10 protein-coding genes are annotated in these 13,637 nt (G+C 69.6%); 5 read left to right on the forward strand and 5 right to left on the reverse strand.

Annotated elements, in window-relative coordinates; genetic code table 11:
• The first annotated feature begins 2 nt into the window (after positions 1-2).
• Positions 3-518 carry a 3'-5' exonuclease gene (locus ACSVDD_RS03790; protein ID WP_448187948.1) on the forward strand — a complete coding sequence of 172 codons (516 nt, stop codon included), beginning with the start codon at positions 3-5 and terminating at the stop codon, positions 516-518.
• Between the two features lie 10 nt (positions 519-528).
• On the opposite strand, the gene ACSVDD_RS03795 is transcribed toward ACSVDD_RS03790, so the two are convergent.
• The 5 genes from ACSVDD_RS03795 to ACSVDD_RS03815 form a co-directional block, all read right to left on the reverse strand.
• Positions 529-1,482 carry an ACT domain-containing protein gene (locus tag ACSVDD_RS03795; RefSeq protein ID WP_448187949.1) on the reverse strand — a complete coding sequence of 318 codons (954 nt, stop codon included), beginning with the start codon at positions 1,480-1,482 and terminating at the stop codon, positions 529-531.
• Between the two features lie 4 nt (positions 1,483-1,486).
• Entirely contained in the window at positions 1,487-5,089 is a 3,603-nt protein-coding gene (mfd, locus tag ACSVDD_RS03800) for a transcription-repair coupling factor (protein WP_448187950.1), read from the reverse strand.
• A gap of 28 nt (positions 5,090-5,117) precedes the next feature.
• Positions 5,118-5,408: an FAD assembly factor SdhE gene (locus ACSVDD_RS03805; protein WP_448187951.1), complete on the reverse strand. Its 291-nt coding sequence runs from the start codon at positions 5,406-5,408 to the stop codon at positions 5,118-5,120.
• The gene (locus tag ACSVDD_RS03810) at positions 5,405-5,941 is read right to left on the reverse strand and encodes a hypothetical protein (RefSeq protein WP_448187952.1); all 537 of its coding nucleotides are present in this window, start codon (positions 5,939-5,941) and stop codon (positions 5,405-5,407) included. The genes ACSVDD_RS03805 and ACSVDD_RS03810 overlap by 4 nt, the downstream gene beginning before the upstream one ends.
• Before the next feature lie 258 nt (positions 5,942-6,199).
• Positions 6,200-8,896, reverse strand: coding sequence for a tetratricopeptide repeat protein (locus ACSVDD_RS03815; RefSeq protein WP_448187953.1), 2,697 nt, complete (start codon positions 8,894-8,896; stop codon positions 6,200-6,202).
• 359 nt (positions 8,897-9,255) lie between these two features.
• On the opposite strand from ACSVDD_RS03815, the gene ACSVDD_RS03820 reads away from it, so the two are divergent.
• The 4 genes from ACSVDD_RS03820 to ACSVDD_RS03835 all read left to right on the forward strand — a co-directional run bounded on the left by ACSVDD_RS03820 (position 9,256) and on the right by ACSVDD_RS03835 (position 13,627).
• Positions 9,256-9,609: a hypothetical protein gene (locus ACSVDD_RS03820; RefSeq protein WP_448187954.1), complete on the forward strand. Its 354-nt coding sequence runs from the start codon at positions 9,256-9,258 to the stop codon at positions 9,607-9,609.
• A gap of 158 nt (positions 9,610-9,767) precedes the next feature.
• The gene (gene infC, locus ACSVDD_RS03825; RefSeq protein WP_448188506.1) at positions 9,768-10,301 is read left to right on the forward strand and encodes a translation initiation factor IF-3; all 534 of its coding nucleotides are present in this window, start codon (positions 9,768-9,770) and stop codon (positions 10,299-10,301) included.
• 144 nt (positions 10,302-10,445) lie between these two features.
• A complete protein-coding gene (locus ACSVDD_RS03830) occupies positions 10,446-10,826 on the forward strand; it encodes a DUF6481 family protein (RefSeq protein ID WP_448187955.1) in 381 nt (126 codons plus the stop codon).
• Between the two features lie 152 nt (positions 10,827-10,978).
• Positions 10,979-13,627, forward strand: coding sequence for an ATP-binding protein (locus ACSVDD_RS03835; protein ID WP_448187956.1), 2,649 nt, complete (start codon positions 10,979-10,981; stop codon positions 13,625-13,627).
• Positions 13,628-13,637 lie beyond the last annotated feature (10 nt).

A 13,637-nucleotide genomic window follows, 5' to 3' on the forward strand; every position in this document is an offset into this window, starting at 1 on the left:
GCATGACCAGCTTCGCCGCCATCGACTTCGAAACCGCTGACAACGGGCGCGACAGCGCGTGTTCGGTCGCCGTGGTGCTGGTGGAGGACGGGCGCATCGTCGATCAGCTCTGCGCGCTGATCCGCCCGCCGCGGTCAAGGTTCCTGTTCACGCGGATCCACGGCCTGACCTGGGACGACTGCCGCACCCAGCCGGACTTCGCCGGCCTGTGGCCGCGCCTGACGCCGCTGCTGGACCGCGCCGAGTTCCTGGTGGCGCACAACGCGCCCTTCGACAAGGGCGTGCTGAACGCCTGCTGCGCCGCGCACGGGCTGCGCAATCCGCTGAAGCCCTTCGCCTGCACGGTGCGCATCGCCCGGCACGTCTGGAGCATCTATCCGACCAAGCTGCCGGACGTGTGCCGGCACCTGAACATCGCGCTCAACCACCACGACGCGCTGTCCGATGCGCAGGCGTGTGCGGAGATCGCGATGGCGGCGTTGCGGGCGGGGGTGACGCTGGCGCCGTTCGCGCGGTAGTGCACCACGCTCAGCGCCGCACCGCCGCCACCGTTCCCAAACTGTCCGCGGCGCGTCCGGCGTCGGCGGTGCGCACCAGCAGATAGTCGGTGTCGTAGGTCGAGACGGCGAACACCGGGATGTTGGCCTCGGCCAGCGGCGCCGTCAGCCGCGCCAGGATGCCGGTCAGCGCGAACTCCAGCGGCCCCTCCACCTTGAAGGCGCGCCAGCCGCGCTCGGCCTTAACGTCGGCGGGAACCTGCGCTTGCGTGCAGACCACCGACAGCTCGTCGGCGGTGCGGGTCACGCTGACCAGCGGGTCGCTCCAGTCCACCCAGGCCGGCACCCCCTGCCCCGCCTCCAGCCGCGCCACCGCCAGTTCGCCGTCCAGCAGCGTGAGCGTCAGCGGCGGCGGTTCGGGTGCGGCGGTGACGGCGGCCAGCATCGCCTCGTCCACCTGGAGCGGGTTGAGGATGCGCCGCGCCCGCGCCGCCAGCGACGGCACGCCGGAGCGCAACGCCGCGCGCATCATCTCCGCCGCCAGCTCGCGCAAGGGCGCGTCCTTCTCCGCCAGATCCACCATGGCCTGGAGGGCGGAGGTGCGGACGATGCGGCTCTCGCCATGCTCGAACCACGTCACCAGCAGCGCGGCGGCCCGCCAGCGCTGCGCCTCGTCCAGCATCAGGCGCGGCAGGATCTGCGCGACGTGCCAGCGCACTTCGGATTGGTCGATGGCGGCGATTTCGCTCAGCAGGCGGTCGGTGTAGGCGTCCAGCTCGCGCGGCACGATGCGCGAGACTCGCTCCAGCGCGTCCGCCGCCCGCATGCGGATGCCGGCGCTGGGCGAGAACAGGCACTCCACCAGTTCCGGCAGGCGGGCGGGGTCGGCGGCGACCTGATCGGCGACGCCGGTGGCGTCCCCGGTGGTGCGGCGGTCACCGCGGGCGAGGCGCGCGGCCAAGTCGCCCATACCAGATTGGCCCATGCGCTCAGCGCCGGCCCGGCCGGACCGGCGGCAGCCGGCCGAAGCGGGAAAACGGCTTGGACGGCGGCTTGGGCGGAGGAGGAGGGGGCGGCGGTGGCGGCGGCTCGCCCTTCACGTCCAGGCCGGCGGCCATGTCGGCGAGGTCCTTCATCAGCCGCTTGACGCCGGTGACGCGCAGCGCCTCGTCGTCCCAGACGCGGGTGTAGACCAGCTTATGGTCTGGCCGCAGCTTCATCAGCCCGCCGCGCCCGGCGATGTAGCCCACCAGCTTGTCGGGGCGGGCGAAAATGTTGTTGCGGAAGGTCAGAACGGCGCCCTTCGGCCCGGCGTCCACCCGCTCCATCCCCGCCTGACGGCAGAGCTGCTTGATGGTCACCACGTCCAGCAGGTTTTCCACCTCCGAGGGCAGCTTGCCGAAGCGGTCGATCAGTTCGGCGGCGAAGGCCTCGATCTCCGGGCGGTCCACCAGTTCGGCGATGCGGCGGTAGAGCGACAGGCGCACGGTCAGGTCGGCGACGTACTCCTCCGGGATCAGCACCGGGGTGCCGAGGTTGATGGTCGGCGTCCATTCGTCGCCCACCGGCTGGTCCTGGCCGATGCCGGCGCGGGCGTTGGCGACCGCCTCCTCCAGCATGTGCTGGTAAAGCTCGACGCCAACCTCCTTGACGTGGCCGGACTGCTCCTCGCCCAGCAGATTGCCGGCGCCGCGGATGTCCATGTCGTGGCTGGCGAGCTGGAAGCCGGCGCCCAGGCTGTCCAGCGTCTCGATGACGTGCAGGCGCTGCTGCGCGGTGGTGGAGAGCGCCTTGTTGGGCGCGTAGGTCAGGTACGCGTAGCCGCGCACCTTCGACCGCCCGACCCGCCCGCGGATCTGATAGAGCTGCGCCAGACCGAACAGGTCCGCCCGGTGCACGATCAGCGTGTTGGCGGAGGGGATGTCCAGGCCGCTCTCGATGATGTTGGTGGCGAGCAGCACCTCGAACTTGCCCTCGTCGAAGGCCGTCATCACCTCTTCCAGCTCGGTCGCCGGCATCTGGCCGTGCGCGGTGATGACCTTGACCTCCGGCACCAGCGCCCGCACGCGCTCGGCCACGGTGGTCAAATCCTCGATGCGCGGGCAGACGTAGAAGCTCTGGCCGCCGCGGTAGTGCTCGCGCAGGATCGCCTCGCGGATCACCACGGGGTCGTAGGGCAGCACGAAGGTGCGCACCGCCAGCCGGTCCACCGGCGGCGTGGCGATCAGCGACAGCTCGCGCACGCCGGACAGCGCCATCTGCAAGGTGCGCGGAATCGGCGTCGCCGTCAGGGTCAGCACGTGCACGTCGGAGCGCAGTTCCTTCAACCGCTCCTTCTGCTTGACGCCGAAGTGCTGCTCCTCGTCGACGATGACGAGGCCCAGGCGCTTGAAGTCCAGGGTCTTGGACAGCAGCGCGTGGGTGCCGACGACGACGTCCACCGTGCCCTCGGCCAGCTCCTGCTTGATCTTGGACTGCTCCTTGGCCGTAACCATGCGCGACAGCTGCTGGATGCGGACCGGCAGGCCGGCGAAGCGGGTGGTGAAGGTCTTGAAGTGCTGGCGCGCGAGCAGAGTCGTCGGCACCACCACCGCCACCTGCTGCCCGGTCATGGCGACCAGGAAGGCGGCGCGCAGCGCCACCTCGGTCTTGCCGAAGCCGACGTCGCCGCACACCAGGCGGTCCATCGGCTTGCCGGACCCGAGGTCGGTGAAGACGTCCTCGATGGCCTTGAGCTGGTCGTCGGTCTCGGGATAGGGGAAGCGGGCGGCGAATTCCTGGTAGATGCCCTCGGGCGGGGCCAGCGGCTCGGCGCGCTTCACCTCGCGCTCGGCGGCGATCTTCAGGAGCGCCTCGGCCATGTCCTTCAGGCGCTTCTTGACGCGCGCCTTGCGCCCCTGCCAGCCCGCCCCGCCGAGCTTGTCGAGCTGGACGCCGGCATCCTCGCTGCCGAAGCGGGTCAGAACCTCGATGTTCTCGACCGGCACGAACAGCTTGTCGTCGCCCAGGTAGATGATGCGCAGGCAATCGTGCGGAGCGCCGGACACCTCCAGCGTCGCCAAGCCGTCGTAGCGCCCGATGCCGTGGTCGGTGTGGACCACCAGATCGCCGGGGTTGAGCGCCGAGTATTCGGCGATGAAGTTGGCGTGTCTGCGCTTCTTCTTGGCCGGCCGCACCATGCGGTCGCCGAGGATGTCCTGCTCGGTGATGACCGCCAGATCGGGGGCGGCGAAGCCGTGCTCGATGCCCAGCACCACCATGGCGGTGACGTGGCGGTCGAAGCGCCGCACCTCCTCGATGGTTTCGGCCGGCTCCAGCCCCTGGATGCCGTGGTCGGCCAGCACGCTCATCAGCCGGTCGCGGGAGCCCGCCGAATAGCCGGCCACCAGCACCTTGCGCCCATCGGCGCGCAGCCGCTCGATGAAGTCGCGCACCGCGTCGAAGACGTTGACGTCCGGCCGCGCCCGCTCGGCGGCGAAGTCGTGCCCCAGCCGCCCGCCGGCGTCCATGGTGCCCTTGATGCCCGGCGGCGTGGCGAAGGGCTGCAACTGCACCACAGCCGTGGTGCCCAGCACCGCGTCCCAGCCGGACTTGTCGAGGAACAGCGTGCCCGGCGGCACCGGCTTGTAGACCGGCTGGCCCGCCTTCTTGTCCACCGACATCATGGTGGCGCGCGCCTGATAGAAGTCCTCGATCTGGACGAGGCGCTGGTCCCGCGCCTCCTCCACCTGATGGTCGAGCGACACCATGGCGCGGGGCATGTAATCCAGCAGCGTGTCCATGCCATCGTGGAACAGCGGCAGCCAGTGCTCCATGCCCGCCTGCTTGCGCCCGGCGGACACCGCCTCGTACAGCGGGTCGTCGTCGGTGACCGCGCCGAACAGCTCGCGGTAGCCGGAGCGGAAGCGGGCGATGCCCGCCTCGTCGAGGAACACCTCCGACACCGGCTTCAGGGTGACGCCGGGGCGCTTCTCGGTGGTGCGCTGCGACATCGGGTCGAAGGCGCGCACCCCCTCCAACTCGTCGCCGAACAGGTCGAGGCGCAGCGGCTCCCCGGTGCCCGGCGGGAACAGGTCGATGATGCCGCCGCGGATGGCGAACTCGCCGGGCTCGCGCACGGTCTGCGCGCGGGTGTAGCCGTTCTGCGCTAGATACGTCTGCAACACCGCGAGGTCGATGCGGGCGCCGATCTTCGCGGTGAAGGTGGCGTTGCGGAACGCAGAGCGCGGCGGCACCTTCTGCAACAGGCCGTTGACGGACGTCAGCACCACCAGCGAGGCCGAGCGCTCGTTGCGCTCCATCAGCCGGGTCAGCGCGTCGATGCGGGCGGCGACAATCTCGCCGTTGGGCGACACGCGGTCGTAGGGCAGGCAGTCCCACGCCGGCAGGTGCAGCACTTCCAGTTCGGGCGCGAAGAACGCCAGCGCCTCGGCCAGCCGCGCGGTGCGGGCGTCGTCCAGGGCGACGTGCAGCACGCCGGCGGCGGCGGCGCGCTCGGCGAGGGCTGCCAGAATGCGGGCGTCCTGCCCTTCCGGTGCGCCGCCGACCAGCAGGCGAGCGGCCCGACCGGGCTGCAAATCGAACTTGATCACGACGAACCTTGGGGCGGGCCTAGGGGGGTCAGGACCCCTGTCGCGGGGTGTACTGGAATTGGACCAGCAGGCGCATGATGTCGGTGTCGTGCTCCGCCGGCACCGGCTCCTGGCCGGTCATCCAGTTATAGAGATCGGGGTCCGACAATTCCAGGAGCGCCTCGAACTGGTCGAGTTGCACCGGACCGAAGTCGGGCGTGTGCGCGTCGGCGAAGGAGCCCATGAGCAGGTCCATCTCCCGCGTGCCGCGGTGCCAGGACCGGAACCGCAGGCGTTTGCGCCGGGCTTCGAGTGGATCGATGTGGGATTCGGTCGTCATGGTGGTGAGAGGTAGCCCAACGGCGCGCCGCCGACAAGAGCCGCGGCGGGGAGCCGGCTGCGCGCCGGCTCGCGCCGGTCGATGATCCCGACGATGGTGCCGGCGGCGTTCAGCGTCACCTGGGCCAGCAGGATTCCGTTGTCGGCCACGGTTTCCGACGCGCCGATCTGCGCCACCGCCGCCAGATTCTTCTGTTCGCCCTTGACCGGCGGGTTGGCCGGGAAGGTCAGATGGACGTAGCAGGGAGTGGCGGTCCCCGCCGGCACGCTCAGCGCGGCGCCGCCATCGGTCACCACCAGAAAGCGGCCGGTGGTGTCGAAGGCCCCGCCGCTTGCGATGGACAGGGACTTGCCGTCAGCGGCAGCGGTGACCTCCAGCCCCTCCAGCACGCCCGCCGTGTAAAGCATCCGGTTCTGCAGGGCGAGCCACCCCAGGAAGAACCGCTGTTCCAGCGCCATCCCCTGCGCGGTCAGGAACATGCCGTCATAATAATGGAGACACATGGCGACATCGGCGGGGATGGAGATGGACATTCCACGATACCTTTTCTGTCGGGGCGTTCGCCGGACCGGCCGCCGCGGGCCGCGAGAATAACCCAAAAGAGGGAGCACCGCAAAAGACACCGGCCTCCCGCCATCGCACGCGCCGCGTGACGAGCCGCCCCTCACGGACCCGAAAACCGGGGCCGCCGCCGGCACCGAATGCCGCAGCACCGGAGTCCGTGTCGGTTCACCAACAGGGTAGGTATCCCGTGACCGCTGTGACGACATGACTCGAAATTCATTCGACAACTAAACGTCTGCGCCGCTGGGTTCTTCGGCGGCGGTCAGTAGTTCGAGAGCGCTTCGCATTCCCCGAAGCCGCCGCGCCGCATCACCATCGGGGAAGAGCGCAGCCGCCGGTCCGATGAGCTGGATCGCTTCTTCCAGAGCGTGCAAGGCCTTTTCACGCTCACCAGCCTCCTGCAACCGGTTGGACAGAGTCCAAAGGCACCGCGCCAGACCGGCCTCAAAGCGCGCCGGGTTGGCCGCCGCCAATCGGCGGAACACCACCACCGCCTCGCAGATCGCCGCCAGCGCCGCCGCCCCGTCCCCGGCGTCCGACAGGCGATTGGACAGGTTGTTCAGGCTCTGCGCCAGATCGGCCTCGAAGCGCGCCGGGTTGGCCGCCGCCAGCCGGCGGTACACCGCCACCACCTCGCGGATCGCTGCCAGTGCCGTCGCCCCCTCCCCGGCGTCCGACAGGCCATTGGACAGAGTCCAAAGGCACAGCGCCAGACCGGCCTCGAAGCGCGCCGGGTTGGCCGCCGCCAACCGGCGGTACACAGCAACCGCCTCGCGGATCGCCGCCAGCGCCGCCGCCCCGTCCCCGGCGTCCGACAGGCGATTGGACAGGTTGTTCAGGCTCTGCGCCAGTACGACCTCGAAGCACGCCGGGTTGGCCGCCGCCAGCCGGCGGCGGATCTCCACCGCCTCGCGGATCGCCGCCAGCGCCGTCGTCCCGTCCCCGGCGTCCGACAGGCCATTGGACAGGGTGTTCAAGCTGGTCGCCAGATCGGCCTCGAAGCGCGCCGGGTTGGCCGCCGCCAGCCGGCGGAACACCGCCACCGCCTCGCGGATCGCCGCCAGTGCACTCTTCTCATCGCCAACCGCTGCGAGATCAATCGATGCGTTCGTCAGAAACCGCGCCTTTTGGCCGTCATCCGTTGCCTGATCAGCAAGGGTGAGAGACACGCCTGCCGATAACCGAAGGAGACCTTGCGGCAGAACCGGGTCCAGAAACTGGGGTTCCAGAACCCTGCACCGCTCCAGCCGCCCCTTCACCATCGCTTCGAGCCAAAGACTCATGCGCTGGTCGTGCCGGCCGAGCACCACCTCGGCGTCGTAGCTGAGGCGTCCCAGCCGGTCGATGGCGATGGCTTCCGCGCCGTCGATGGCCGCCCACAGCCACTCCGGCGCCCTGTGCGGTTGCGCCGCCAGAACCTCCACCACCAGGGCGGCGGCGACGATGTCCGGCACCGGGGCAGGCAGGAGGCCATCATCGGTCAGGCAGCCGGTGGCCCGCACGCGGTCGAACAACTCCTCGCGCCCCCGCAGCCCGAGGTCGAGCGCCGGGTCGGCCAGCCGCGTCAGGTCGCTCCCGTCGAGGTGCCCGCGCACGGCGGCCAGCGCGGCGAGGCGGGCCAGGGCGTCATCGGCGAAGCCGTGCTGCTTCGCCAGCTTGCGCAGGCGGACGATTTCGCGCTCGGCCAGCGCCTCGACGACCTGCCGGGCGGTCAGATCGACGATTCGGCGCTCCGGGTCGCTCACCGCCTGGATGGCGGCGGCGGCGATCAGCAGAGGGCGCTGGTTGACCGGCACGCGGCCGAGCCACGCGCCGAAGGCCTCGGCGTCCACCGGCTGCGGCTCGCGCTGGCCGGGGGTGCGGGGGACGCGCGGCAGGGCGGACTGGTAGATCGCCCAGGCGTCAGCCGGCGCGACGCCCTCGCGCAGGGGGTATTCCGGGTCCCACGCCGCGTCGGCCCTGGCCGTGGTGATCGCCGGCTGCCAATAATCGTCGCCGTGGCGGCTGAGCAGCAGCACCCGCACGCGGCGCTCGGGGTCGTAGGGGATGGCGGCGATCTGCGCCAGCCGCGCCTGCACGGCGTCGCGGCGCTCCTCCGGGTAGTCGATCAGCAGGAAGCAGCCCGCCGGCCCGGCGTCGAGCGGCAACGGCCGGTCGGCCGGGACGAGGCCGGCGGACCAGTTCGGGTCCCGCGCCAGCTCGTCCGCCACCTCGTGCGCGAGGCGGGTCTTGCCGGCGCCGCCCTCGCCCGCCAGGACGCGGAACTTTGCCCCCGGCTCGCCGCGCGCCCAGGCCAGCAGGTCGGCTTTCTCCTGGTCGCGGCCGATCAGGTCGGTGAGGCGCGCGTCCCAGGTCAGCCAGCTCAGCGGCCGGCGGGCGGTCTTCAGGACGTGGGGCTTCCAGGCGATGGTGGGCTCAATCCACTCACCCCCAACCTCCGGCCACTCCAGGTGCACGGCGGCGAACCACAGCGAGGTGCGGTCGGAGTCGGCCAGCCACTGGTGAAGGTCCCCGGCGTCGAGAACCCGCACGTCCTTCCACACGCCCTCGGCACGCCGCGCGGCGGACCAGGCCCGGCCGCCGGGCCACACCCGCAGCGTCACGAAGACGAAGGTGGATTGCGCCGGGTCGATGCCCTTGGGGTCCTTGAGGCGCTTGGCGTAATCGTCGTCGGCCTTGCCCTTGGGATCGGCGTTGACCCCCATCTCCCAGGCGGAATGCCCGGCGGGCACCCAGGCGTTGCCCTGCTCCACCTCCACAAGGCCGTCCCAGCCGCGGTAGCGCGTGGGGTCGCCGGTCGGCAGGTCCAGCCGGCGCACGCGCACGGTCGAGCGGATCAGCCGGTGGACGAGTTCGGGCAGGCCATCGCGGCTTCCCTTCTCGTCGGCCCAGCGGGTGAGGTGTTCGACCAGGATCGTCCGCATGCGCGCCTGCGTGTGTGTTCACCGTGCGTATCACGTGGGGGTAGCATAGCGCCTTCGGCCGAGCGCGCAAATTGTTCTTGCTGTGTTCGCTCGCTTCGCGCTAGGATTACGATCCCTTTGCGGGTGAGGAGGGAGGTACGAATGGAACACCCCCTGCACACTGTTCCAAAGTGTTCCAAACTGTTCCATTCGGGCCGCTCCGCGGTACAGGGCTGACCGGCGCGTCTCGCCGTGGGAGTGAATTCCCGAGGCCGCGAAGACCAAAGCGATGACGGTTTTCGCTACCACTTGACGCAATTTTTCGACAAGTTTAATCCTTCCGGCGCGGTATGCTGCATCGCACAGTGACGGAGGGGCATATGCATAGGCTTGGTGTCGGACTGCTTTTCGCGTCGGCCGCACTGTGCGGGTTCGGCGGCCCGGCCGGGGCCAACGAAGGCGCCGCGACCGCGAACACCTGCCCTTATGAATCGCCCGTGACGGTCGCGCTCGGCAAGCGGTCGATCACCATCCCGCAGAGCGCGTTCTCCCCGACCAGCACCATCACCGACATCGACGGTTACGAACTGCGCCTGGATCACAAACTGCTCATCGTTGAACTGGTCGGCCAGAAGGGTGATGTCTGGCGCGCACCGATGACGAAGCTGGTTCGCGACAAGCGCTGCCAGGGAATTTACCTGGGACGCCCGGTTCAGGCGGCGGCCGGGGAGTGATGCGGCCGGCATGGCTTGACGGCGGCCCGATCATCCTCGATATCCTGGGCTGAACCCACTCTTCAGACGTGGGCAAACACGGCCATGCCGTGCTACAGTGATCGCGGCGGGTTTACCAAGCCCACGACGACACGCCTGAACAAACCTAGGAGACTGACATAGCCAAGCTCTATGACGCGGACCCGGTCCGCGATGGTCCGCGCCTCAATCGGGAAATCACCGCACGCACCGTGCGTCTCGTCGGCGCCAACGGCGAGATGATCGGCATCGTGTCCTTGCGCGACGCCTTCGACGCGGCGGCGGACGCCGAACTCGACCTTGTCGAGATCGCACCGCAGGCCGAGCCGCCGGTCTGCAAGATCCTCGACTACGGCAAGTTCCGGTTCGAGGAGCAGAAGAAGGCGAACGAGGCCCGCAAGAGGCAGAAGGTCATCGAGCTGAAGGAGATCAAACTCCGGCCGAACATCGATGACAACGACTACAATGTGAAAATGCGTGCGGCGACCCGCTTCCTCGAAGAGGGCGACAAAGTCAAGCTGACCATGCGCTTCCGCGGCCGCGAGATGGCGCACCAGGATTTGGGCATGAACGTGCTGATCCGCGTGCGCGACCAGCTCCAGGACATCGCCAAGGTGGAGCAGATGCCTCGAGTCGAAGGCCGCATGATGGTCATGGTCATCGCACCGCGTTAAAGGTCCGGCATCTCGGCAGAGGGGTGGGCGAAGCCCGAAAGCCCCCTGCCCCGGCCCGGCGGGCTCACCCGTGTGGGCGTGCCGGTGGGCGTCCGGCGTCGAGCGCCGGAGTCGAACGCCGCCAATTCCAGGAATCGGAGCACGATGAGCAGCTTTAAGAATCCGGGCTTTGCCGACCGGCTGAGCGCAGCCGCAAACGCGAAGAAGGCCCAGATGGAGAAGTTCCGCGCCAAGCCCGGCGTGAACGACCCGGCCTTCGCCGAACGGGAGGCTGCCCGCGAAGCCACCCGAATCGCGCGCGAAAACCGCGCCGCCGCGCGCAAGGCGGAGCGTGACGCCCAGAAGGCCGCGGAACTCGAAGCCAAGAAGGCGGCGTTGGCCGCCGAGGAAGCCGAGCGCATCGCCCGCGAAGCCGCCGCCGCCCAGGAAGCGGCCGATCGGATTGCCAGCGCGGCGGCCCTGGAAGCCGAACGCAAAGCGGCCCGCGACGCCCGCTACGCAGCGCGCAAGGCCCGTAAGAAGTAAAAGAAGGCACTCGTCCCCGGCGGACGGCCGATTCCGGCCCCGGCCTCCTGAAGCGTGTGTCCGTGCGACCTTACGCGCCTTGTTTGACGCTGGTCAGAGGCCGGGGCATACGCCATGGTGTGAGGAGGAGATCCGTGACAAGAAGCCCCCTCATGCCCTCCTCACTTGCCCGGCGCCTACGGCTGAACAGCCTTCGCATGCACCTGCTCGCCCTCGTCCTGGCGGCGCTGGCGCTGCCGTTCGCCGCGGCCGTCTGGTATGTGGATGTCAGCGTCACCAAACGGCTGACCGAGGCCGAGGATCTGGGGCGGGAACTGGCGCGGACCGGCGTCCAGCGTCAGGAAGAGATCATCCGGGACGCCCGCAACCTGCTGGCCGTGCTCGCGATGATTCCGGCGATCAACGGCGCCGACAACGACGTGGACGAATGCGTCGGTATCCTCAAGGCGCTGCCGAAGCGCAACGCCTGGACGACGGGCGCCTGGGTCGCCGACATAAACGGCCAGCTCATCTGCGACACCACCGGCCCCGGACGCGACACCAACCTCAACTTCGCCGACCGCCCCTATTTCCAGCGCGCGGTGCAGACCAACGGCTTCGTGGTCAGCGACTACATCGTCGGCAAGCGGTCCGGCAAGGCCATCCTCATCGCGGCGCAGCCGATCACCGGCCCGGACGGGTCGCGCCGCGTGCTCGGCGTGTCCATCGACCTCGCCTGGATGGCCGAGCTGGTGCAGCGCAGCAGGCACCCGGAGGCCCGATTCACCGTCCTGGACAGCGCCGGAACGATCCTGGCCCGCCACCCCGACCCGGAGGGCTGGACGGGACAGAACATGAGCAAACTGCCCTTCGTGCAGACCGTGTTGAGGGACGAGGAGGCCCAGATCGAAGCGATGAGCGCCGACGGCGTCCGGCGCATCTGGAGCTCCCGGAAGATCGCCGGGACCGAGGCCCGCTTCATGATCGGCCTGCCCAAGGACCCGATTCTCGCGGAAGGCCGGCGCGACCTGTTCCGCAGCCTGGCCCTGCTCGCCACGGCCCTCCTGGCGGCGTTCGCGATGGCCTGGGCGGTCGCGCACGTCTCGGTGCTGCGCTGGATGACCGGGCTGAGCGGACTCGCGGAACGCATCGGCAGCGGTGACGCCGACCTGGTGTCCCATGTGGCGCTCGACGTGGCGTTGGACACCGAGCGTGCGCCCGACGAAATCGCCACGCTGGCCCGGTCCATGAAGCAGATGTCGGTGCGGCTTGCCGAGCGCGAGCGCGACCTGCGGCTGTCCAGGGATCAGGCCGATGCCGCGAACAGCGCCAAATCGAACTTCCTGGCGGCGATGAGCCATGAGATCCGCACGCCGCTCAACGGCGTCATCGGCTTTGCCGATCTGCTGCTCGACACGCCGCTCACGGTCGAGCAGCGCCGCTACGTCGCCCTGCAACGCGAGGCGGGGCGCGGCCTGCTGGCGATCATCAACGACATTCTCGACTGCTCCAGGATGGAGGCCGGCCAGCTCACGCTGGAAGAGCGCGGATTCGACCTGCGCCGGCTGCTGACGGATTGCCGCGACCTCATGTCGAACGCGGCCTCGGGGAAGAGCCTGCTGCTCCAGATGGTGCTGGCGGACGACATGCCGCGCTTCGTGCGCGGCGACGAGACCCGCATCCGGCAGGTGCTGCTCAATCTGCTCGGCAACGCCATCAAGTTCACCGACGACGGCAGCGTGCTGGTTTCCGCATCGGTCGCCGTCGCGGACAACGAGCGCCCGACGCTGCGCTTCGCGGTGACCGACACCGGCCCCGGCATCGCCACGGAGGACCACGCGCTGCTGTTTCAGCGCTTCAGCCAGGGCGACCGCTCGACCAACCGGCGCCATGGCGGCACCGGGCTCGGGCTGCTGATCAGCAAGCAGCTGACCGAACGGATGGGCGGGCGCATCGGCTTCGAAAGCGCCCTGCGTTTCGGCAGCACCTTCTGGTTCGAGCTGCCGCTCGCCCGCTGCGATCACGCCGACGAGGACGCCGCCGACGCCCGGCCGGTGCCGCAGTTCCGCCCGGCCCGCATCCTGCTGGCGGAGGACGTGCCGATGAATCAGATCGTCACCTCGGCGATCCTGAAGAAGGCCGGGCACAGCGTGGAGATCGTCGAGGATGGGGCGGCGGCGGTGGCCGCGGTGCGCGACGGCAGCTTCGACGTGGTGCTGATGGATTTGCAGATGCCCGTCATGGACGGCTTCGAGGCGACGGGGGAAATCCGACGGCTGGACAGCCCGAAGCGGCGGATCCCGATCATCGCGCTCACCGCGAACGCCCTGTCCGAACAGCTGCGCAAGTGCCTCGACAGCGGCATGAACGATCACGTCACCAAGCCCATCGAGCCGGGCCTGTTGCTGGGCACCATCCACCGCTGGGTGCGCAACATCGCCGACGCGCCCCCTGTTGCCCAGCGGGTGGCGGCAGCGGAGGAGGTGCCGCTCCTCAAGCACGCTGCCTGGGACGCGTTGGGCGTGTCCATCGGCGCCGACGCCGTTCCGGCTTTCGTCCGCGACAGTTTGGTGGATGTGGAACGACGGATCGGGCGTTTGCAGGTGGCCGACGAGCGTCGGCTGATCGCCTTCGAGGCGCACGCGCTGGTGTCCCTCACCGGCAACATCGGCATGATGGAGCTGTCGAGCCGCTGCCGCATCCTTCAGCGGGCGGCCGAGAGCGCGGATGCCGACCTGGACCCGCCGCTGCGCGCCGTCGAGGCCGCGTTCGCCGCGGCCCGCACCGCGGCGGAGGAGAGACTGGCGACGGCGGCCAGCTGAGGCCCACTCG

The organism is Azospirillum terrae, from assembly GCF_053470425.1.

Coding starts and splice junctions, on each gene's coding strand:
- ACSVDD_RS03790 (WP_448187948.1), top strand. CDS start 3: ATGACCAGCTTCGCCGCCATCGACTTCGAAACCGCTGACAACGGGCGC.
- ACSVDD_RS03795 (WP_448187949.1), bottom strand. CDS start 1,482: ATGGGCCAATCTGGTATGGGCGACTTGGCCGCGCGCCTCGCCCGCGGT.
- ACSVDD_RS03805 (WP_448187951.1), bottom strand. CDS start 5,408: ATGACGACCGAATCCCACATCGATCCACTCGAAGCCCGGCGCAAACGC.
- ACSVDD_RS03810 (WP_448187952.1), bottom strand. CDS start 5,941: ATGTCCATCTCCATCCCCGCCGATGTCGCCATGTGTCTCCATTATTAT.
- ACSVDD_RS03815 (WP_448187953.1), bottom strand. CDS start 8,896: ATGCGGACGATCCTGGTCGAACACCTCACCCGCTGGGCCGACGAGAAG.
- ACSVDD_RS03820 (WP_448187954.1), top strand. CDS start 9,256: ATGCATAGGCTTGGTGTCGGACTGCTTTTCGCGTCGGCCGCACTGTGC.
- ACSVDD_RS03830 (WP_448187955.1), top strand. CDS start 10,446: ATGAGCAGCTTTAAGAATCCGGGCTTTGCCGACCGGCTGAGCGCAGCC.
- ACSVDD_RS03835 (WP_448187956.1), top strand. CDS start 10,979: ATGCCCTCCTCACTTGCCCGGCGCCTACGGCTGAACAGCCTTCGCATG.